Annotated in this window: 16 protein-coding genes; 11 read left to right on the top strand and 5 right to left on the bottom strand. The window is 69.7% G+C overall.

Annotated elements, in window-relative coordinates; genetic code table 11:
- Positions 1–10: 10 nt before the first annotated feature.
- The 6 genes from D476_RS39725 (at position 11) to D476_RS37400 (ending at position 13,406) form a co-directional block, all read left to right on the top strand.
- Positions 11–5,500: a conjugal transfer protein gene (locus tag D476_RS39725; protein WP_026123419.1), complete on the top strand. Its 5,490-nt coding sequence runs from the start codon at positions 11–13 to the stop codon at positions 5,498–5,500.
- Between the two features lie 145 nt (positions 5,501–5,645).
- Positions 5,646–8,195, top strand: coding sequence for an ATP-binding protein (locus tag D476_RS0111310; RefSeq protein WP_017624064.1), 2,550 nt, complete (start codon positions 5,646–5,648; stop codon positions 8,193–8,195).
- Between the two features lie 134 nt (positions 8,196–8,329).
- Positions 8,330–10,642: a type IV secretion system protein gene (locus tag D476_RS32980; RefSeq protein ID WP_040726053.1), complete on the top strand. Its 2,313-nt coding sequence runs from the start codon at positions 8,330–8,332 to the stop codon at positions 10,640–10,642.
- Positions 10,643–10,703: 61 nt separating this feature from the next.
- Positions 10,704–11,369, top strand: coding sequence for a hypothetical protein (locus tag D476_RS0111300; protein ID WP_017624062.1), 666 nt, complete (start codon positions 10,704–10,706; stop codon positions 11,367–11,369).
- A 69-nt stretch (positions 11,370–11,438) separates the two neighbouring features.
- Complete coding sequence (locus D476_RS0111295) at positions 11,439–12,608, top strand: C40 family peptidase (protein WP_017624061.1); 1,170 nt, start codon at positions 11,439–11,441, stop codon at positions 12,606–12,608.
- Between the two features lie 18 nt (positions 12,609–12,626).
- Positions 12,627–13,406: a hypothetical protein gene (locus D476_RS37400; RefSeq protein ID WP_152529319.1), complete on the top strand. Its 780-nt coding sequence runs from the start codon at positions 12,627–12,629 to the stop codon at positions 13,404–13,406.
- Here D476_RS37400 and D476_RS36260 read toward each other — a convergent pair.
- Positions 13,403–13,591: a DUF397 domain-containing protein gene (locus D476_RS36260; RefSeq protein ID WP_086002630.1), complete on the bottom strand. Its 189-nt coding sequence runs from the start codon at positions 13,589–13,591 to the stop codon at positions 13,403–13,405. The two genes, D476_RS37400 and D476_RS36260, sit on opposite strands and share 4 nt — an antisense overlap.
- On the bottom strand, positions 13,588–14,475 hold the full coding sequence (locus D476_RS0111285) for a helix-turn-helix domain-containing protein (protein ID WP_017624059.1): 888 nt from the start codon (positions 14,473–14,475) through the stop codon (positions 13,588–13,590). The genes D476_RS36260 and D476_RS0111285 overlap by 4 nt, the downstream gene beginning before the upstream one ends.
- 166 nt (positions 14,476–14,641) lie before the next feature.
- Here D476_RS0111285 and D476_RS0111280 point away from each other — a divergent pair, with 166 nt between their 5' ends.
- The 5 genes from D476_RS0111280 (at position 14,642) to D476_RS38945 (ending at position 19,454) form a co-directional block, all read left to right on the top strand.
- Positions 14,642–15,016 (top strand): hypothetical protein, encoded by a 375-nt coding sequence (locus tag D476_RS0111280; RefSeq protein ID WP_017624058.1) that lies wholly within the window; start codon positions 14,642–14,644, stop codon positions 15,014–15,016.
- A gap of 527 nt (positions 15,017–15,543) precedes the next feature.
- Positions 15,544–15,702: a hypothetical protein gene (locus tag D476_RS37915; RefSeq protein WP_017624057.1), complete on the top strand. Its 159-nt coding sequence runs from the start codon at positions 15,544–15,546 to the stop codon at positions 15,700–15,702.
- Between the two features lie 129 nt (positions 15,703–15,831).
- Entirely contained in the window at positions 15,832–17,139 is a 1,308-nt protein-coding gene (locus D476_RS0111270; protein WP_017624056.1) for an AAA family ATPase, read from the top strand.
- A 366-nt stretch (positions 17,140–17,505) separates the two neighbouring features.
- Positions 17,506–17,874, top strand: a complete 369-nt coding sequence (locus D476_RS32975; protein WP_204366980.1) for a cupin domain-containing protein — start codon at positions 17,506–17,508, stop codon at positions 17,872–17,874.
- A gap of 1,433 nt (positions 17,875–19,307) precedes the next feature.
- Positions 19,308–19,454, top strand: coding sequence for a hypothetical protein (locus tag D476_RS38945; protein ID WP_239648677.1), 147 nt, complete (start codon positions 19,308–19,310; stop codon positions 19,452–19,454).
- Positions 19,455–19,748: 294 nt separating this feature from the next.
- Here D476_RS38945 and D476_RS37910 read toward each other — a convergent pair whose 3' ends face one another.
- The 3 genes from D476_RS37910 to D476_RS0111245 all read right to left on the bottom strand — a co-directional run bounded on the left by D476_RS37910 (position 19,749) and on the right by D476_RS0111245 (position 22,054).
- A complete protein-coding gene (locus tag D476_RS37910; RefSeq protein ID WP_017624052.1) occupies positions 19,749–19,895 on the bottom strand; it encodes a hypothetical protein in 147 nt (48 codons plus the stop codon).
- A 5-nt stretch (positions 19,896–19,900) separates the two neighbouring features.
- Positions 19,901–20,581 carry a formylglycine-generating enzyme family protein gene (locus D476_RS0111250; protein ID WP_026123418.1) on the bottom strand — a complete coding sequence of 227 codons (681 nt, stop codon included), beginning with the start codon at positions 20,579–20,581 and terminating at the stop codon, positions 19,901–19,903.
- A 102-nt stretch (positions 20,582–20,683) separates the two neighbouring features.
- Positions 20,684–22,054: a hypothetical protein gene (locus D476_RS0111245; RefSeq protein ID WP_239648676.1), complete on the bottom strand. Its 1,371-nt coding sequence runs from the start codon at positions 22,052–22,054 to the stop codon at positions 20,684–20,686.
- Between the last annotated feature and the right edge of the window lie 63 nt (positions 22,055–22,117).

Here is a 22,117-nt window from a genome sequence, read left to right as displayed (position 1 = left end):
GGCCCAGCGGATGGACCTGCCCACGTACACCAACATCTGGCGCATCGAGAAGCGGCTGTACAAGCTGTACGACTTCCGGCTTCCGCAGCCGCTCTCGGTCGTCACCCTCGGTGTGTTCCTGGGCGTCCTCGCCGTATGGATCCTGCTCATGCGGATCGTCAACATGCCGTTCGAGACGCCGTGGCACGTGGTGTGGCTCGTGCCGCCCCTCGTCATCACCTTCCTGGCCACCCGGCCGGTGATCGAGGGAAAACGGCTCACCGAGCTGCTGCTGTCCCAGATCCGCTTCCTGGCCGAGGCCCGGGTGTACACCCGGCTCGCGCCCGAGCACGAGCCGGCCGAGGTCCGGGTCGAGGTACGCGTGTGGCACCGCGACCCGGACCTTCCGCTGCCGGACGTCGCCAAGTCCCGCAAGGGCATCGCGAAGAAGGGCGCCGCGAAACAGCGCGGCGGGCTGCGCGCACCGGCCCCCGAGGAGGCCGGGGCCATCGAGGTCGCCGAGGTCACGGAGGTTCCGGCCCGGACGGCGGAACGGGAGGCGGCGGTCGAGCGGGTGGAGGCCGTGGCCGCCCCGGAGAGGCCCCGGCGCCAACGCGCGCCCGAGCCGCTCAAGCTCGACCGGGGCGGGCCCGCCCCCGGGGCCGTCCGTCCTCCGGAACCCGTGGAGGAGCCCCGGGAGCCCTCGTCGCCACAGGCGGACGAGGAGCCCACCGAGGCGCGGCCCGAGCACACCGCCGAGCACACCGCCGAGCCCGGCGCCCTCGCCGAGGCCCCCGAGCCCGAACCGCTCCCCGAGGAGCCCGAGCCCTTGCCGGTCGAGCCGGTGCGCGCCGAGCCGCCGAGGCTCGCCGTCCCCGAGCCCGTCCGCGACGAGCCCGCTCCCGCCCCCGCCCGTGGGCCTGCGGCCGCAGCGGGCGCCGAACCCGTGTCCGCCCCGAAGCGGGGACTCGGCACCAAGGTGCTCAACTACTTCGGGTTCGCGCTCCACAAGGCGCAGCCCGCGGCCCCCCGGAACGCGTTCGAGGACACCCCCGAACAGAAGACCGGCGGCTCCCTGACCCACCCCACCTCCCTGGAGCGCGGAGAGGCGGCGGACCGCGCCCGCGAGCGCGACGAGCTGCGCCGGGAGAACGAGGAGTGGCTCAACGCCTACCGCTCCTCGGACGCCTCGAAGGCGGGCCCGGCGCAGGAGTTCGACGAGATCTACGAGCCCGGCGGCGGGGAGTGGGCCCCGGCCGCCGAGGAGAACGGCAACAGGCCCGACAAGGAGGCCCGCCGCCGCGCCGAGGAGATGATGGCGGCACCGGCCCCCGAAGAGCCGCACGCCGAGCTTCCCCCGGACGAGGGCGTGCGCGTGGTCGAGCCCGCCCCGGAGGAGGCCGAGGCGGCGGTGTCGGCCCTGGGGCCGGTCGAGCACGTGGGCGAACGCCCGGTCGAGCGCGATGAGAGCGCTCACCGGCGCCTGCGCGGTCGGATCCAGGGCAAGCAGGTGGAGCGCCGCCTCGCGCGCGAGCGTGAGCGCGTGGCGCCCCCGCCGCCCCGGCAGCAGGCGCAGGCGACCGGCACCCCCGCGATGCCGGAGGAGGCCGCCCGGCAGGCGGTCGGCGCGGCGGGCGAGGAGCGCGGCCGCCGCCCGCACGCGGCGCCGTGGGAGCTCCCGGAGCACGGCAAGCGCGCCGAGTCCGCCACGGAGGACGCCGTCGCGGAGAAGGGGGCCGAGAGCGCCAGGGGGCCCAAGAGCCCTCAGGAGGAGCGCCTGGAGGTCCTCGACCGCCACCTGGAACGTCTGGAGGAGCAGGAGCGCGAGGCGGACCCCGTGCCGCCGCAGCCCCGTTTCGCCGCTTCCGAGGACGTCGAGCGCACCGAGCGCCGCCGGGAGGGCTGGTTCACCGAGGAGCGCGCGGAGCGCCCGGCCGACGGCCGCGCCCGGGAGGACGAGGCGCCGACCGAGCCGGTTTCGGCCGAGGCCGCCCCCGCCGAGGCCGGGACGGCGGCCGGCCCCTCGGAGGCGGAAAAGCCCCACCTCCAGCTCGACCACGGCACGGGAGAACACGAGAGTTTCGCCGCGACGGCCGAGGGGCCGCAGGACGCGGCAGACCAGGCACAGGCGGAAGAGCCGGTTCGGAACACCCCGTCGAAACCGGCCACCGAGCTGGACCACGGGACCGGCGAGCACGAGAGCTACGCCGTCACCGCCGGGGCCGACGCCCCACCGCCCGAGGCGACCGCGGCCGGTCCCGTGTCCGAGGCTCCGGCCAAGCCCGCCACCGAGCTGGACCACGGTACGGGTGAGCACGAGAGCTACGCGGCGACGGCCGAGCCGTCCGTGGGCGATGGCGAGGACGAGGCCGAGCGCTCCGACACGGACGCCGCCACCGGGCAGGCGCAGCAGGCCGCTCCTGAGGACGGCGGCGACGCCCGCCCTGAGCAGGCCGCGACGGCGACGCCGGAGCCCTCGAAGCCCGTGATGCAGCTCGACCACGGCACCGGTGAACACGAGAGCTACGGCTACGCGGCGGCGAGCCCGTGGCCCGGCAACTCCGGTCAGGCCGTCGGTGAAGCGCGCGGGTCGGCCGAGTCCGACTCCCTCAGCGCGCCGGGTCATGAGCAGGACAGCGCGCCGCTCCCGGCGTTCGGATCCACGGGAGTGACCGGGGCGAGCCGGTCCGACGACGGAGCACCCAAGGAGCGTGCCGCCTCCACAGCCTCGTCCACGCCGTCTGTGCCGTCTGTGCCGTCCGATGGACCTTCCCGGAAGGCCAACGGTGCCACGCCCCAGGACGGCAAGGCTCCGGCCCCCGAGGAGCCGGACCACGTCGGCGCCATGGACGCACCGGAGACTCACGTCGCAGCCGCCGAGGCCGGGCGAAGCGGGGCCGAGCCAGAGGACGCTCAGGTCCGGGGCGTACTGCGGTCGACCGCTGCGCGCCCGGCGGAGGGCACCTCAGAAGCCGAGCACCACGAAGAAGACGCCGCCGCTGCCGGCGTCGCCGAGGCTCCCTCCGATGGCCGGGCTTCGACGGCCACGGGCGTGACCGGCGAGTCCGGACCGACTGGCACGGACGCGGCCCCGACTGCTTCGGCGGCTCCGGGCGCACGTGGCGGTGGGGCCACCGCCGCCGAAGCGGCGCCCGCCGCCGACGGTCAGGGCCTTTCGGGCTCCGGCCCGGCTGATGGTGCTGATCAGGCGGACCAGGTTGGGAAGGACGCGGCGCCGAGGGCTTCGGCTCCGAAGGCCGGAGTGAACGCGGAGGGTGCGGAGGGTACGGACGGCCGCCCTGGTCCCGAGGAATCCGCTCAAGTCTCCGGCGGACCCGGTGGCGGGGCCGCCACGCATGGGGGTGAGGCGGCCGAGGTCGCGAGGCCGACGCCCGCCTCGCCTCCGGCACCCGTGAGGCCGATCCCCGTCACCCCTCCGGTGGCCGCCGTCAGCGGTCAGAGCCTTTCGGGTTCCGGTCCGGCCGATGGGGTCGATCGGCCGGACCAGGTTGGCAAGGGAGTGCACGCGGAGGGCGCGGAGGACCGCTCCGGTTCCGAGCAGCCCTCCGACGCCACCGGCGGGCCCGGTGCCGGGGCTGCCACGCGTGGGGGCGAGACGGCTGGAGCCGCGGAGTCGATGCCTGCCACGCCTCCGGCGCCTGCCGCCAACGGGCAGGGCCTGTCGGGCTCAGGCCCGGCCGACGGTGCCGACCAGGCGGGCCAGGTTGACGAGGACGCGGCACCGAGGGTTTCGGCCCCGGATGCCGCAGTGGACGCGGGGGGCGCGGAGGGCGCGGAACGCGCGGACGGCCGCTCCGGCCCCGAGCAGCCCGCCGAAGCCGCGACGCCGACCCCCGTGACGCCACCGGCGCCCGTGAAGCCCCTTACCGAGCTGGACCACGGCACCGGTGAGCACGAGAGCTACGCCGCCACCGCTCAGCCGGACGAGGAGCCGCAGCGCGCCACCGACGACGACCTGGCCGCCGCGGAGGAGGCCGCGCTCCGCGCGCGCCAGGCCGCGTCCCGCCGCGCGCCTCAGGAACCCGCCGAACCCGCCGAGTCCACCGAACCTGCCGAGTCCACCGAGCCCGCAGCGCCCGCGGAGCCCTCCCGCCCCGCAGCGGTGAACGACATCATGGAACGGTCGCGTCGGCTCTCGCGCTCCATGCGCAGCAACCCGACGGGCTCCCAGAGCGCGCTGCACCACACGCCCAAGCACACCTCCCGGAGCGCTGACTCCGGGAGCACCGACTCTGGGAACACCGACTCCGGGAACACCGATCCGGCCGAGCGCTCCGCCGAGACCCGCCCGGCCCCCGAGCCTCCCGTGGCCCCCGAGTCCGGCACGGCGCACTCCGACGACGGGGTCTTCAGCAAGGTCGCCGAGAACGCCCGCCGCCTGAACAACCTCTTCGGGCAGGAGGGCGACCGCGGCAAGGGCGCCTCCGAGCGCGGCCCCGGCTCCGCTGTGGGCGGCGGACGCGCCCCGGACGGCTCCGGCCAGGGCACCGCCTCCGGCACCGACGCCGACTCCGACGACAAGCCCGAGCTCCAGCTCGACCACGGCACCGGCGAACAGCGGCGCCTCAGCCCGGCCGACCGGGCCCGTGCCGCCGCCGAAGCGGCCGGGTCCGACACCGGCGCCACGCGCGGTTGGCGGCGCCTGGCCCGCGTCGTCACCGGCGGCTCCAACGCGCCCAAGCACGAACTGCCCGCCGGGGACGTCGCCCGCCTCCGCATGGACATCGGCGGGGCGCGCAGCGTCGTCGTCCTCGGCTGCACCGGCGGCGCCGGGCAGACCATCACCTCGCTCATGCTCGGCCACACCCTGGCGTCCTACCGCGACGACCGGGTCGTGGCCGTCGACGTGAACCCGGGCGTCAACGGCCTTTCCCGGAGGATCCGCAGCGAGACCCCGGAGACCCTCACCTCCCTGCTCGCCAACGCCGAATCGGTCGACGGGTACGCGGACATGCGCCGCTACACCACCCAGACCGGGACCGGCCTGGAGGTCGTCTCCACGCTCGACGACCCCTACGTGCAGACCCTGGACGACCGCGACTACGCCGGGCTGACCGAGCTGCTCTGCGCCCACTACGAGGTGGCCCTGCTCGACCCGGCCGCCACCGGCGTGGCGCGCGCGCTGCCCACCGCCGACGGCCTGGTGCTGGTGGCCCCGGCGAGCGCCGACGCCGCGCGCTCGGTCGCCATGACCTTCGAGTGGCTGGACGGGCACGGGTACGCGGCGCTGCGCGCCCGCTCGGTCGTGGTCATCAACGGGGTGAGCAAGCGCAGCCTCTCCGACGTCGACGAGGCCGAGCAGGTGGCCCGAGGGCGCTGCCGCGCCATCGTGCGCGTCCCCTGGGACGACCACGTGGCCCAGGGCAAGCTCGGGGACACGGGGAACCTGCGGTCCAGCACCCGGCGCGCCCACGCGGCGCTCGGCGGGGTGCTGATGCACGCCGTGTCCCCGGCGGGGCAGCAGCCGCCGAACCGCACCCCGTCGGAGGCGCGCCGATGACCGGCCCCGCTTCCACCACCGCCGCCGCCCCCCTCCCCGTCGATCTCGGGGGACTCGGGCGTGAGACGGCCCTCTTAAGGCCGACTTCCCCGAGATCGACGAGGAAGGGCACGCGTGTAACGACCACCAACCGGGAGGGGCACCGATGAACGGCAGCAGGGGCGGCAGCCGACTCGCGGTCCGGTACTTCGACGACCGCATCCTGCTCAGCGACTCCGAGGCGTGGGCGTACTTCCGCCTCCCGACGGTCTCCTACGAGTTCACCACGCCGGAGGAGCGCGAGGCCCTCGCCAACAACATCACCATCGCCCTCGCCGCCATCCGGATGGACGACGCGGAGGTGCACCTGCGCATCGCACACCGCACCTACCCGGCGGCGCAATGGGCGACCCGCTTGGACACCACGTCCGACTCCGGCGCCGGGTGGTACGAGTACCTGGACGAGATGTACCGCCACGTGTGGGCCAAGGACTTCTGGACCAAGGAGGTCTACCTGGGCGTGCGCCTGGGCATGCGGGGCGGCGTCCGCGGCCAGCTCTCCCAGGGGATGTTCGCGCAGCTGATCGGGGCCTACCAGCGCTCGGAGCAGGCGCTCGGCATCGAGGACCCGGCCATCGACGCCAAGGAGATCGCGCGCTGGACCGAGCAGTCCGAGCGCCTGGGGCGCGCGCTGTCGGCCAGCTCCCTGCACGCCAAGCACGCGACCGCCAACCAGGTCGCCTGGCTCTTCAGGCACGCGGTCACCGGCACCGTCGAGGAGCCCCGGCCGTCGGCGGCGGGGCGCCGCACCTGGGGGCGCGGCGAGATCGAGCAGCTGGTGGAAGGCGTCATCCACAACGGGCGGTCCATGCTGCGCCTGGAGCAGAACATCGGCGATACGTACGTGGCGTACCTGTCGTTCTCCCGGTTCCCCGACCTCATGCCCTTCCCCGAGGGGGAACCGTGGATGCACTACGCGGACGCGCTTCCCTTCCCGGTCGAGATCAGCTCCCGGATGAAGCTGATCCCGCCCGCCAAGGCGAGCAAGGACGTCAGCCGCAAGCTCGCCCACGCGCGCGACATGGACGCCCACATCCGCGAGGCGGGGGCGGACATGCCCATCGCCCTCGCCGAGCAGATCGACGCCGCCCGGATGCTGGAGCACGGCATCACCAAGGAGCGGCTGCCGTTCGTGTACGGGTGGCACCGGCTGATGGTGTCGGCGCCGACCGAAGAGCTGCTGGTGCAGCGGATCGAGGCGGTCGTCGAGCACTACCGGGACATCGGCATCGACGTCGTGAACTCCACCGGGGACCAGCTCTCCCTGTTCAACGAGTCGCTGCCGGGGGACCGGATCCGCCTCAGCGCCTACGCCCAGCGCCAGCCCCTGCGGACCATCGCGGGGGGGATGCCGACCGCCACCGTCGACCTGGGCGACCGGCGCGACCCCAGCCAGGGGGGTGGGGGGTGGACCGGGCCGTACATCGGCGAGACCCTCGGGCGCGCGCGCTCCATTGTGCACTTCGACCCGATGGTGGCGGCGGCGCGCAACCGGCCCACCGCCATCGCCATCACGGGCGAGCCCGGCGGCGGGAAGACGACCCTGGCGCTGCTGCTCATCTACCAGCTCGCGCTGCGCGGGGTGACCGTCGCCGCCATCGACCCCAAGGGCGACGCGGAGTCGCTGGTGCGGCTGCTCCAGCGGCGGGGGCGCAAGGCCCGCATCATGTCCCTGGAGTCGGCGCAGCCGGGGCTGCTGGACCCGTTCGCGTTCGGGGACGACCTCCCGGCCAAGAAGACCATGGCGACCGAGACCCTGCGGCTGCTGCTGCCCCGCATGAGCGAGGAGCGCGAGTCCGCCATGATCCAGGCGGTGGCGGCGGTCGCCAACCAGCCCGATCCGAGTCTGGCGAAGGTCGTGCAGTACCTGGAACGCTCGCACGACCCGGCGTCGCGCAACCTGGGCGCGGTCCTGCAGTCCATGTCGGAGATGCGGCTGGCGAACCTGTGCTTCTCGCCCCAGGGGGACGCGCAGGTCGACTCCGAAGGGTGGACGACGGTCTTCACCCTCGGGGGGCTGACGCTGCCCGACTCGACCATCCAGCGCGAGGACTACTCGTATGAGCAGAGGCTGAGCGTCGCGCTGCTGTACCTGGTGAGCCAGTTCGCCCGTGAGCTGATGAACGGGCTGGACCGGCACCTCCCCAAGGCGATCTTCCTGGACGAGGCGTGGGCGGTGACCTCCACCCCCGAGGGCGCGAAGCTGGTGCCCGAGGTGAGCCGCATGGGCCGCTCGCGCAACACCGCCCTCATCCTCGTCAGCCAGAACGCCGGCGACCTCCTCAACGAGCAGGTGACCAACTGTCTGTCCAGTGTGTTCGCGTTCCGTTCGAGTGAGCGGTTCGAGGTCGAGAGTGTGATGTCGCTGCTCGGGGTGGAACCCGAGGAGGAGCACATGGGGATGCTCAGGAACCTCGGCAACGGTGAATGCATCTTCCGCGACCTGGACGGACGGGCGGGGCGGATCGCGGTCGACCTGGTGTCGGAGGAGCTGCTGCGGTGGCTGGACACCAACCCGACACGACAGCACCCGGACGAGGAGGACACCGAGGTCTTCGAGGGCTTGGAAGGCGCGGAGCCCTTGGTGGCCACGGGGAGCACGGGCGGTGCGGGCGGCACCGGAGGCACCGGCAGGGGCAACGGTCAGGAACGGTGAGCATGCGGCTGGGGCGCGGACGAGGGCATGGTCCAGGGATCGGCGAGCAGGAAGAGCGTGCGGAGGAGCCGATGAAGGGGGCGAGTGGAGCGGGAGGGGCGCGTGCACGTCCCGGGCTCCACCGGTCGCTGTCGATGGCGCTGCTGGTGATGGCGTTCCTGCTGGTGCCGGTGGGGGCGGTGCAGGCGGATCCCATGTGTCCAGGGGAGCCGGCACCGCTGCCGGAGTCCGCTGGTTCAGGGGCGGACGGGCTACTGGTACCTCCTCAAGCCGAATCGAGCATTCAGCAGTCACCCGATGGCCTCCCGCCGGATGCGAGTCTCTACGGCCAATACGGGACAGCAGGCCAGCAGTGGCATGTCATTCGTGAGACCTGTGTCGACAAACTGGGTAGCAGCGCGGCAGCGACACTGAGCAACACGATGTGGGACCTCTCCAGGACCATCAATCAGTCCACCATCACTGTGTATCAGGCTGCCATGGCCGATGGTCTCTTGAATGATTTCAATGACATGGTCAGCAGTGTGGTCGCAGAGCTGCGGGATGGCGTTTGGCGTCCCCTTCTCCCCACGGTAATTATTCTCGGGGCTGTGGCCCTTGCCTGGTACGGCCTGATCCGGAAACGAGTGACTCTTACTTTTGAGAGTGCTATTTGGATGGTCGTAGCTATCGCGGTAGGACTATGGATTCTAGCGGCCCCAAGTACGATAATGGGAACTGCGGCGCGTGTCGTCAACTCCGGTGGTGAATTGGTGAATGCGGCGTTGAACCGGGTAACGGTGGAAGATGTGGCAAACACCTGCCCGGTCGATGCGCCAAGCATTGAACAGGCTGAGTGGGAAAGTGCGAACGAGTTTGCAGTTCGCAAGAATTCTCAGACGCTTTGGTCTGGCCTTGTGTGTCGTCCTTGGATGGCAGGTCAATTTGGGAGCACGGACGCCGCGGGGTACGCAGAACTCGAATATGGCGTTCCGCTCCTGGAAGCCCAGGGGATCAATAAGATCGAGCAGAAGCAGATCGAGGACGGCGAGGTCGAGGCCTCCACCTTGATGGCTGACAAGCAGGAGCAATACGAGGAGATCGCGTCCGGGGTCGAGGATAACTACCCTGAAATATATCCGACTTTCGAGGGGGCGCAGCAGGGGGAGCGCTTCGGGATTGCGATGATGGCTCTATTTGCGGCGGTCTTTGCCGGTGGGCTCATCATGGTGGCTTCGCTTGCCGTCATTGTCTTGAAAATCGGGTTCATGTTGCTCGTGCTGCTTTCGCCGATTTTCTTCCTTGTGGGAGTTCATCCGGGGTACGGTAGGTCGGTTCTTCTTCGCTGGTTTGAGATGGTCCTCGGTATGCTGCTGAAGCAGATATTCATGGCCGTCATGCTCGCGGTTCTGATGATGTGCTACTCCATCGTGATGGCTGGGGCGATGAGCTGGGGGCTGAAGGTCATCCTGCTGGCTCTCTTCACCGTTGCCGTCATCGTCTTCCGCAAGCCATTTGCGAACATTTTCTCCTCTGTGAATGCAAATACGTTCACCTCGCGCTTGGTCGACGACGCGCTGCAGAGCCGCGTGATGAGCAGGAGCGCGAACGTCCTTCCGCCGGTGGCCTACATGCGTGCGCAGAAGTGGGGTCTCAAGCGCGCGCCCCAGCTCGCCGCAGCCGCCGCAGCAGTTCCGTCAACGGGTGTTGGGGCAGGCGGCGACCAGCCGGACATCGGCGGCCGAGGAACCGTGCAGGGCGCGCCGGAACAGGCAGAAGGCGAAGGCGGCGCCGCGCGCGGCGAGGGACGCCGGGTACGCGGAAGTGCGGGATACGGCCGTGCGCACGGCAAATCGGGGCCGCCGCCGCTCAAGCTCGGCGCGACGGAGGGTAAGGACACCTCGGCGTCGGCTCCCTCCGCGCCCCCGCCCAAGAGCGCCGACCAGGCACCGAGCCTGGGTGGAGTCGCCGCGCACAGCGGGGGAGTGGGCCCCGGCTCCGGGAGTCGGGGCAGTAGCTCCGGGCCGATCCCGCCCCGTCCGGCAGGTGGTTACCGGGGTACCGGCGACACGGGCTGGGCGTCCGTCTTCGGAACGGGGAGCGGTAGCGGCCAGCGTTCGGGGGTGGGTGGCGACTCTCGCGCGGCCGAGCCTCCGCCGAGGGGCGAGCCCTCGCCGACGAGCGGTTCCGGCATCTTCAAGGGGCGGGAGGCCACGCCGCCCCAGGGCAACGTGAACAGGGGCTCCCGCTGGGGTGGTCCCCGTTCCCGGCGGGAGCGCCCCGCACCTCCACGGCAGTCTGCGCCGCCCGCGTCGAACGGGTCGAAGGAAGGCGGGCACTGGTTCAAGTCCGGCGACAGGGACCCGGACCGCCCGATCAGCCCCTTCTGGACGGGGACGGGATCGGGGACGGGAGCGCAGCGCCGCCCCGACAAGGACGTCCCCTTCTGGCTGAAGGACGGTGACTGATGACCGGGTGGAGTCGCGCCGGAACGTTTCTCTCGAACGGTGACCAGAGGAAACCCCAGCAATGCCCAGGACACTGACCGATCGGCAGCAGCGAGTCGTCTTCGGCGTTCTCGTCGTCGTCTTGGTCGCCTTCGGTATCTATCTGAGCATCGGGGGCTTCGGCGGAGGCGACGAGCAGGCGGATGGGGGCCAGGGGCAGCAGCAGGCCGACGGTGGGAACGCTGGCGCGGAGGAGCCCGGTGCCCCTGCGACAGCGGTGCCCAGCCCCATCCCGACGACTGACGTCGAGGACATGCAGGTTCTCGACTGGCTTCCGCTTTCGGAGGATGAGCTGAAGGCGGCGGCCGCCACCGCGCAGGGGTTCGCAGAAGCCTATGGAACCATCGACTACACCGCTCCCCAGGAGGAGTACTTCGCCTCGCTGGAAGAGTTGGCGGCCGACGACTATGCGCAGACGCTGGCTCAGAGTTCGGGGGCAGGGGCGTTGTGGGACGAGATGGCCGAGAAGGAGACGGTGGCGCAGGGACGGGCCGACATCGAGTCGATCCGTAGCTTCAGTGACGACTCGGTCGTGTTCGTCGTGAAGGCCCAGTCGATCGTGGAGAACGAGGACGGTGCCGATGAGAACCTCGGCGACTTCGCCGTGACGGTTCAGAAGGCGCGCGGCGGGTGGCAGGTCTACGACTTCCAACCCGCCGATGCCGGGAACCTCGGCGGGCAGAGGTGAGCGCCGGGCCCTACATTCCCTCCACTCCGCTGCTGACGTGTCCGTCGCCCATCCCCCGGTAGGTGGCTGATGATCTCCCTCTTTGCCAAGCATGCGCAAGGCGACCAAGGCGCGGTCGCGACGCGGTTGGCGGTCGGGGTCGGGGTGCTCATGATCGGAGCGCTCATCCTCGGCATCGTCGCAGTGACGACGACCGTGGTGAACCCGGGCGTCTTCAATCAGATCTCCAGGCTTCAGTGCACCAGTGATCCGGCGAGTGACCAGGCGCAGAGCAGCGGCTACGCCGAGGACTCGATCCCTGAGAACTACTTGGAGCTCTACAAGGAGTGGGGCGAGGAGAAGGGGATCCCCTGGAACATCCTCGCCGGCATCGGCCAGGTGGAGAGCAAGCATGGGCGTTGGGAAGGCCCCGGCATCACCGAGGGCCACAACGACTGGGGCGCCGCCGGGCCCATGCAGTTCGGTGCCCTGGACGGATCTGCTGCAGGCAACAGCTGGGGCGGCGAGCCGATCATGGATGCCGATGACCGCCCCGAGGAGGGGTACGGCCAGGACGGCAACGAGGACGGCGTGGTCAGCGTCTACGACCCAGAGGACGCGATCCCGGCCGCCGCTGACTACCTGATCGCCAACGGGATCAAGGACGACGTCCGACAGGCCATCTACTCGTACAACCACGCCTGGTGGTACGTGGATGACGTCATGGGGTGGGCCGACCAGTATGCCGACGGTGACTTCGACGCGAGCGGGGCGATCGAGACCGCGGTGAACTGCACGGTCGACACCAAGGGGGCGCCGATCGGTCAGGCGCCGGACGAGGTTTCGCAGGCCGTGGTCGATTGGGCGTTGGCTCAGCGTGGGAAGCCGTATCTCTACGGGGGGACGGGGCCGGACGCGTTCGACTGCTCCGGGCTGTTGATGAAGGCGTACGAGAGCATCGGTGTCTCGATTCCCAGGATCTCGCAGGACCAGTGGAAGTTCGGCCCGGAAGTCGAACAGGGCGAGGAACAGCCCGGGGACTTGGTGTTCTTCGACGTGAGCCGGTCGAATGAGCCGCCCGGCCCGGGGCACGTCGGCATGGTGATCGGGGACGGGCTGATGGTGGAGGCCTGGTGCACCGACTGCGGTCCGATCGCGACCCGTGAGTATGATGACCCGAGCCGTGCGGACATCCTCGGCTTCACGCGGCCGCTGGAGCACCCGGACGTGAAGGCGCAGTTGGAGCAGCAGAACCCCTAAGCGAGGGTCAGAGAGGCTATGCCCGAGGAGAAGACGAAGAGCGAGCCGAAGAAGAAAGGGCTTCATGGCTGGAAGGCGTTCGGCGTTGTCTTCGGATGCGGGACGCTGGCCGCTGTTCTCATGTTCGCCGTTGTCGTAGGCGGCGGACGCCTGATCGTCAATTCGCTATCCGGTGATCCTGATCCGTCGGGACGTTCAGGTCCCATTCCCGAGCCTAAGCCGCGACCTTCCCTCGACGTAGCCAGTGTCGAGGCATGTAAGTACATTCAGTCGTTTGGGCTTCTGAAGGCCAACGAGGCAAAAAGGCAAGGGGAGGAAGGGGAGAACTATCAAGATCGCAAGGTTGACGGTAAAGGTCGTGTAGTGAGTGACAGCTGTACCTGGAGCGTTAGCTCGCCAGACGGGGAAGACTGGGAGTTCACCTTCTCCTTCGAGGCATTCGTAGGGCCTCCTGAGGGGAAAAAGATGACTGAGCTGGCTAGCACTGAATACGAGGCGCAGCTCAGTCAGGTTTCGGAGGAGTACGAATCGATCGAAGTAGAGGAGGATGACAAGCAGAGCGCTGATGAGGGAAGATACTTCTACGGGATACTCTCTTCGGATGACAGAGGTCCGACTTTCACTCGCGTTGCTCTGGGGAAGAACGCCGTCTATGGGATTCGGTTGTCTGACACCACAGAGCCGTCCCTGAGGCTCGGTGAGGTGCCGACGGCGAAGGAGTTTCAACAGGCCAGCAGGCTCACGGACCGGCGGATGTCAGGACTCTTCGATAGGATCCTGCCGGATGATGTCAGTTAGTCGCTCGCGTGAACGCCAACCATTGACAGGAATCTGGTCCACTCCGGTGCGCTGAGCGGAAGCCATGGCCCTCCAGGGTTCTTGGAGTCGCGGAGGAGTATGGGTCTCTCCGGAGTGAGTGAAACCTCAACACACTCCTCTCCCTTTGCGCTGCTGTAGCTGCTCTTCTTCCAGTTCTGAATCACCGTCGATCTCCTTGGTCGGTCAATCTGCTAGCCAGGTTGGCCAGCTCGCGGGCGGTATTATCTGAGTCCAATGCTGTACTCGCGAGTTTCTTGTATATCTCCATGTAGTTTGTAACGTCGTTGTGCTCCTCCAGGAAGAGTCCATTATGGGCACTGTCGAGGAAGACGATCGGCGGTTCGACCGTGCTCACGTGTGCGGAGTCGAACTCCATTATGGCGAACTGGCCGGTGAGGGCTGCGTGGGCCCCTGCACTGTCGGGGAGGAGAAGGACCGTTGCCCGCCCTCGTTCGCAGGCCTCGATCAGGTGCAGAATCTGCTCAGCCATAGTGGTGGGACGGCCCATCACCTTGTTGACGGCAGCCTGATCCAGCATCACTTCGACGGTAGGGCGGTCAGCCCGGTCCAGTAGGCGCTGGCGCTCGCGGCGTGCCTCGAGTCTCCGACGGATCTCTGTTTCGTCTGTGATGCCCCATCCACGAAGTACGGCTTCGGTGTAGCTGCTTGTCTGCAGGAGTCCCGGGATCAGTAGCCCGCTGTAGAAGCGGAGCTTGCCGGCGCTGGCTTCGATGCTCGTGTAAGCGCCAGAGCCGAGAACATCCGAGTAGCTGGCCCACCATCCTCGGCGGCTCGCCTCGCGAGCAAGACGTACGAGGGCGTCCGCGTGGCTCTCGGGGATGCCGTAGAGCGACGCCAGCAGGCGCAGGTCCCGCTCTCGGAGCCGCTTCCACTCCCCGCGCTCGATCCGATTGATCTTTGTTCGGTAGGCGCCGATCGTGCGCGCGGCCTCGTCCACGGAGACTCCGGCCGCTTCGCGGAGCCGCTTGAGCTCGGCGGAGAGGCGCCGATGCCGGACGGTCGGGGGCTGGGCGGGTGGGGGAGCCAAGGCTGTCTCCTGAGATGTCGTGGGCGTGTGTGGCTGTGACCTGGGATGATAAGAAATTTAGAAGAGACTTGATGATCTCGCTTGATAATTAGTCGAGACTATCTATGCTCAGGGTAAGTGGCTGATCACGAGATTGGTATCAGCTCTGCCTCCAGGTGGTGACCTCATGCCTGTATCTGTCTACACCGGCTCGCCCTTCCACCCGCTCTTCGCGCTGGCCAAGGAGCTCGAAGCGCGCGGCCTCGGGGCAGCCGTCGACACCTCCGTCTCCGTCGTCGATGCCTACATCCTCGACCCCGACGGCGGCGACTCCGCCCGGCTCCGCGGCTGCCCGTTCGCCTCCCAGCGCGCGATCCTCCGCCCGGACGCCGTCTCCGCCCGTCCCTGGTGGTGGCTCCTGTGGCCCGGCCAGCGCTTCGAGCGCGAGATCGCCGAGCCCGAGATGACCCGCCTCCTCCCGGTCGAGGAGTACGCCGAGCTCGCCCGTCGTATCGAGTCCATCCTCGCGGCCGCCCCCACCCCGCCTACGCGGGACGAGTAGCCGCCCCCGACGCGCTCCGCCCGGACGGAGGGGGCCGGGCGGAGCGCCCCCGCTCTTTCAACAGCGCACTCCCACACCCTCCCCTCCCCGGAGTCCGCCCCCCGACAGCTCCACTCGGAGACCTCATGAACAACGAGCCCCCAGCCATAGCCAGTCGCGTCCGCCTGGTCCTCTCCCGGGGACACGGCCGGCGCTTCAGCCGTACCCGGTTGGCGCCGCCCCTGCTCCGCTCTCCGCACGCGCGCGCGAGCCACGATGTCCCGGAGTCCGAACTCCCGCCCTGGCTCCTCGAAACGGCCCGCCAACTCAGCCCGGAGGCCCGCGCGACCGCCCCGACCGTCGGCGACGTCCGCACGGCCCACGCCGCCAGACGCGCCCGCAGAGCCGAGTCCGGAGCCCTGGACCTGCGGCACCTCCCGTCCCCGAGGCCGTCAGCGCCGTCAGCGCCGTCCCGTCCGCCCGGCACCTCGCGCCCACCCTGCCCCCCCGGCCCGTCCCGTCCGGCAACTCCGCCGCCGGGCCGCACCGTGAAGGCGCACTTCCACCGGCGTCCCGACGCCTTCCCCTACCTGCCCGGCCGCACCAGCGGCGAATGGATGCTCTTCACAGCCTGGGAGGCCCTGCCCTACTCCTGCACCGTCGCCGCCGTCGTCCTCCTCGCCCGCCTCCTCGGCCTCTTCGGGTGAAGACCCTGGGGCACGTCCCGTGAGGCGAGCGATGTTGACGTATCGCTGTCTAAGGCTTTCTCGTGCAGGTGATCTGCACGAGAAGTCATCTGACGCAGGCTCACCGGGCGTCGAATGAGGAGGTCGGGCATGCTGCTCCGATTCCGGACCGCCAACCACCGCTCGATCCGCGACGAGCAGACGCTGTCCCTCGTCGGAACCGAGTTCAATGGAGGGACGGCCAGGCCGACGCCTCTCCGATCGAAAGGCAGGTCGGTCAGCGCGCTACCGGTCGTGGGAGTCTTTGGCGCCAATGCCTCGGGCAAGTCGAACGTGGTTAGCGCGTTGGCCTTCATGCAGCAAGCTGTGACGCGGTCATTCGCGGACTGGGCCCGACACCCTGACCGGGTTCCCCGCCAGCCATTCAAACTCGACCGCGAGTCCCGGGAGCAGACCTCCCTCTTTGAGGTCGACCTGGTCCTCGGGGAACCCGGCACCAGGTACACCTACGGCTTCGAGGCCTCCGACGAGCGCATCGAGGCCGAGTGGCTGCACGCTTACCCGCACGGCAAACGCAACGTGTGGTTCGACCGGGACGCCGAGCGCGCTGAGGACGGCGGAGACGAGTACGTCTTCCGCGGGGCGGGCTTCAAGGGCAAGCGCGATGCGATCGTGGACATGACCCGGCCCAACGCCCTGTTCCTCTCGACCGGCGCCGCGTTGAACGATCCCCAGCTGCGCCCTCTGCACCGGTGGTTCGTCGACAGTCTGTGGCCGACCGACTCCATGGGCGGGGGCACCTGGCTTGCCGGGCTCACTGCGCAGATGCTGGCCGGTGGAGGGAAGTCCCAGCGTGAGGAGATCGAACGCCTGCTCTCAGTCGCCGATCTCGGCATCGCCGGGGTCGAAGTGGAGTTTCGGTACACCAGGGCGGTGGAGGGTGCAGAAGTACAGACCTTCGAGGAGCCTCTGATCGGCTTCCAGCACCGGGGAGCCAGCGGGGAAGTAGCACTGGACTTCAATACCGAGGAGTCACAGGGAACGCTCACATGGTTCGCCTTCCTCGGGCCGATGCTCGAAGCCTTGACTGACGGGAGCGTGCTCTTGGTCGATGAACTCGACTCCAGCCTCCACCCGACGCTCGCCGCCGAGGTCGTCCGCATCTTCCAGGACCCGGACGCCAACCCTCACGGAGCCCAGCTCATCTTCACCACACACGACGTGTCGCTCCTGGGCAGCGCCGTGGTCGACCGGCCTCTCGACCGCGACCAAGTGTGGATCACGCGGAAGGGACGTGACGGAGCCACTGAGCTCTACCCCGTCACCGATGCCAAGCCGCGTAAGGAGGAGAGCCTTGAACGCGGCTACCTGCAGGGACGGTACGGGGGCGTGCCCCGGCTGACGCCCGGCGAGATCGCGCGGGAGATCGCGCAGTCGGGGATGAGGCCGAGCGCGTGAGCAAACGCGACAGGCGGCGCCGTCGGCGCAGCTCCATCGACGATGAGATCCCCCTCGGGCCTTCGGAAGCGTCCCGAGATCGACATGTCCGCGTGCTCTTCGTCGCCGTCGAAGGGGCGGTGACCGAGCCGGACTACCTCATCCACCTCAACCACGAGTTCGGCGATGGCGGCGACGACCGTCCTCCCTTCCAGATCCATCCCATCAGCGACAGGAACGGCCTGCTACCGAAGCAGGCCGTGGCCAGGGCGGCCGAGAAGGCGCGTGAGGGCGAGGATGCCTGGGTCCTCTTCGATCTGGGTCCTCTTCGATCGGGACGGTGCCGACCGGGACGCCGATGGCCTATTCGGGCTCTATCAGAACCGGATGGGGCCCGCGATCGGCGGGACCAGGCCGCACTTCCACAAGACGATGTCGGAGGCGTTCTACGTCCTGTCCGGCGAGATCCACGTCTTCGACGGCGAACAGTGGATGGACTCGGCCAAGGGCGACTACCTCTACATCCCACCCGGGGGCATGCACTCGTTCGGCAACATCTCCGGAGAGCCCGCCGAGTTCCTGATGCTGTTCGCCCCAGGGGCGGCGCGGGAGGAGTACTTCTCGAAGCTCGGCGAGATCGGGAGCATGAGCGATGAGGAGCGGCGCCGATTCCTCATCCGCCACGACAGATGGTTCCCCGAGATGCCCGAGGGGCCCGGCAGGGACTCGTGGGAGAGGAGAAGCGGGCCTCCCTGAGGAAATCCTTCACGACCCGCTGAGTCGCCGGGGCGGGAAGGCGCCGGTGGGTGCGTGCAGGGCATCGCCTTTCGGGCGCAGCACTGAGGCCCGGGCGGGCTCCCCTGGGAGGACGGGGGAGCCCGCCCGGGTCCTTCAGCTCTGCCGCCTCTGCCGCCGACGCATCAAGAAGAAGATGCCGACGGCGGCGANAGGAGGCGGGGGGGGGGGAGCCAGACCGAGACGGTGGCGGCGGCCACTGCGGCGGCCGGTGCCTTCGTGAGAACGAGAAGGATGCCGATCCCCGCAGGCGGAATCGCGGTGGCCACCATGGTGACGAGCGTGGCCCCGGCCGCCTCCATGGGGGAGCCGGGGCCCGCCTCCCCTGAGATCGCTCCCCGTGCCGGTCCGACGCCGGCCTCCAGGGAGAAGCGGCAGGGGGTCCTGTCGAAGACGACATCGGCGCGAGTGTTGGGGGAGTCGCCGGTGAGGACGCGTTCTTCGACCCCGTCGGCCGGGTCCTCCTGGGCCTCGTCAGTGCGCTGCGGCGACTGCCCCCGGGGTTCACCCATAGGCGTTGACCTCCAGAACCTGGTGGTGAGTATCAAGGTGTCAACGCGCCTCGGGCGGTCCCTCGGTGCCCTTCGAGCCGCTCGGGCGCTCATGACGCATCAGCGCCGGGTATCCACAGGCGTCACATTAGCAGAGAGCGATCGTATAACAAGCTCACAGGTGATGCTGATCTGATGTCGTACGAATGGGGTGACACGCAGCAGAACGATGATGGTCCGGCGCGATGGGTCGAAATGCGCAAGAAACGGACGAACGGTAAGTACTCGTATAAGTCGGTCGAGCTGCAGAAGAGAAGCCTCGGCCTGAAGTGGCACTCCCTCGGGGTTTTTGCAGATGGACACCGAGAGGGGGCGGTGTCTGATGCGGTGTGGCTACTGTTGGTCGCACATCGACCGCACAGTGTAAGTCAATGTCTCCCTTGACAAACGAGGTGCCGAACTTGCACTCTCTATGAGTACGATCGATGCATGAACGGGAGACGGGTATATGGAGGCAGTCATGAGATTCATGCCGACAACCGGCTTCCCGGAGGGGGTGCGCAAGCGATCGCGTCCCCGTCCCTTCGAGGGTGCGTCCCGTCCCGCCCGGCGATGTCGGCTGCGCCCCGGGAGGGGCCTCGTCGCGTCGGCGTCATCAATGCCGCATGCTCGGCCGAACCATTCCCGTTCACTGGTGGTGCCTGAGTCCTCTGCGTCATCGTCGCGCCTGAACGGGCCGATCAAGAATGAGGTCGCGTGATGCCGCCCAACATCTCAAGTGCCGAGTCGACAGACCTGTCCGGACAGCAGCAGGCCCGTGGGGGGTCCCGGCGTTCGGGCTCCGGTCCGGCCCGTGTGACGGTCAACCTGACGGCTCGTTCGACCCAGGCCCTCGACACGACCGTGGCTGCCACGGGGGACACCCAGACCGACGTCATCAACCGCGCCATCCAGGTGTACGCCTACCTGGAGCAGGCGATGGCCCGTGGTGAGCTGATCTACCTCGAAGACCCCGAGAAGCAGATGCGTGAGCGCCTGCGCTTCTTCTGACCGCTTCTTCTGATCTTCTGACTGCGGCCGGATTCGTGCTTGAAGGCGATCTTCCGAACATTTTCAGCGATGGTGGGCGTGTCGGGTATCCACAACATCCGATGTCGACCGGGGCGGAAATGCGATCCCTGTGAAAGTCCGGCACGGCTCCCCGCCGAACGGGGCGGAGGGACGTGTCGGCGGATCGATCGGGCGATGGCCTGGAGGCACAGGCGTGCGGCCCTGGGGGAGAAGTCCAGGGCCGCACGTGTGCGCGGATGGGGATGAGGGCGGGCGGAAGCGGCGGGGCGGGGCTCACCGCGGCGCGAGGGCGGCGGCGATCGTCGCGACCACGGTCCCCGGGTCCCCCGGCGACGACGGGTCGTGCCAGGAGAAGTGCGGCAGCCTCAGCTCCGGATAGGCGGAGAGCAGGGCGTTCTGGGCGTGACCGGGTGGTGGCACCGCCCCTATGGATTGGGCCTCGGCGGGGGTGGTTCCGAGCGGGCCACCCGGAACCCCACGTCGTCGATGCGGAAGGTGGGGTGGCTGCGGCGGCGCACCGAGGCGCGGCAGCTCCAGTGCTCGTCGGACCAGCCGCCCCCGCGCAGCACCCGGTAGGCGCCGTAGACGTCCGGGTCGTAGAGGTCCCAGCACCAGTCCCAGGCGTTGCCGAGCATGTCGTACAGGCCCCAGGCGTTGGGGGCCTTGCCGCCTCCGGGATGGATGCGGCCGTCCGCGTTGCCCGCGTGCCAGGCGATGTCGTCGAGGCCGCCGTACCGGGGCCCGGCGGTGCCGGCGCGGCAGGCGTGCTCCCACTCGGCCTCGGTGGGCAGGCGGTAGCCGTCGGCGGAGGTGTCCCAGTGGGCCGTGTGCCCGTCCGGGGCGTAGGCGGGGGTCAGGCCTTCACGGCGGGACAGGGCGTTGCAGAAGCGGACCGCGTCCAGCCACGAGACGTTCTCGACGGGGAGGTCATCGCGGCTGGAGGCGCTGGGCCGGTCGCCGGTGACGTCGAAGTAGAGGCCCTGGGTGACCTGAACGACCCCCAAGAGGAACGGTCCCACCTCCGTCGTCCACCGGGTCTGGGTCCGCCGGTCCGAGAGGGTCACCGGTCCGGGAGGGACCGAGGCCGTTCGCAATGCCGCATCCATGGTCACGGGGCGACACTACCGACGCTGCCGAGGCGTCTTCAGGTAGGGGAGGCAGGGCGGTCGGCGGGGCGCCCTGGGCGGGACGGGGTGGTGGAACCACCGCTATGGATGCTCCTCCTGGTCCGCACGCCGCCGGAGCGCCGGCCAGGCGGCCGCGAGGACGGCCAGGATCATGACGGTGTTGTGCGCGTACTTCGGCAGCGGGGCGACGTCGCCCAGGAGCGGGAAATAGGTGAACGCCATCAGGCCGCGTGCCAGGAGGAAGGCGAAGGCAGCGGCGGCGCTGTGGCGGACGGACCACCCCCACGTGCGCGCCGCGGCCAGCAGGGCGACTCCGAAACCGCCGGTGACGGCCACGCTCAGGAGCACGCCGCCCCAGGTCTGCGGGCTGAAGTCGATGAGCAGGGCGACGAGCAGCGCGGCGGCGAAGACCGGCCACAGCGGCAGCCGTCCCGTGGGCTCCGTTGGGCGGCGATTCCCGGCGGCCGCCCGTCGTCCGATGAGCGCCGCGGCGACGACGAATCCGGCGACGACCGCCGCGGACACGGCGAGCTGCGCCGGTGAACCGGAGTGCGATTCGGGGTCGGACAGGATCAGTGCCGCGGCCGCCGCATAGGCGAGCACGGCGCCCACCGCGCCGACCGGCCCGAGCCACGGCTTGTGCGCACGCTGCGGCGCCCAGGCTTCGGCGAGGGCGGCCGGTGCGGCGAAGCTGTAGATCACGTGGCCGACGATGAAGCTGAAAGCGTTGTGGGCGCTGATGCCCAGCGGCGGAATGAGGGAGGCCTGGCGGATCTCCTCCCACCCCTCGTATCCCTGGTAGTCGGCGCTGAACAGGGACTGGTCGATCAGGCAGGCCTGCGCCGTGCCCAGGGCGGCGAACAGCAGCAGCAGGCTGGGCCAGCCCCAACCGCGGCGGCGGACCAGCTCGCGGGCCAGCAGCGCGGGGGCGCCGTAGAGGGCGGCGAAGAAGACCAGGGCGAACGCAACGCCGCCGGGGTCGCCGGTGTTGTCGCTGTAGGCCGCCAGGAGTTCGGCGCCGATCGCGGACAGGCAGAGCAGCCCGGCGATCTGGACCGGACGGGTCCAGTCGCGGCGTGGGGCGTCGGTGCCTCGTCGGGGCCTGACCAGTCGCCGGACGCCCGCATAGGCGGCGACGGCCAGAGCGGCGAACTGGACGCCCCGGACCCCGACCGCGACCGCGCGGAGCCCGTCCTCCGGCTGGGTGACGAGGGCGGCGATCGCGGCCGCGACCGAGAGGACGACCGCCACCAGCCCGATGCCGGCGCCGACCCGGTCGGGGAGCACCCGCGCGGCAACGGCGGCGGCCAGCAGCAGCGGCACCGTCACCGGGAGGGAGACCGGGCCGTCGAGCGGCGGGCCGACCACGACCAGCGCCGCGCTCGCGAGCGCGGCGGTCGCCAGGCTCGCTGGGAGCATCCACGTGGCTCGTACCTCAGATATGCGACTCATGCGGAGCATTGTGACACATGCGTGTCGCAAAAAATGACACGTGGGTCCGGCTGTGCGTCCGCG

This window comes from Nocardiopsis chromatogenes YIM 90109, assembly GCF_000341185.1.
In the GTDB taxonomy this organism is placed as follows: Bacteria; Actinomycetota; Actinomycetes; order Streptosporangiales; family Streptosporangiaceae; genus Nocardiopsis_A; species Nocardiopsis_A chromatogenes.
Note: the sequence above shows the minus strand (reverse complement) of the source record. Positions and strands in the feature narration are given on the sequence as shown.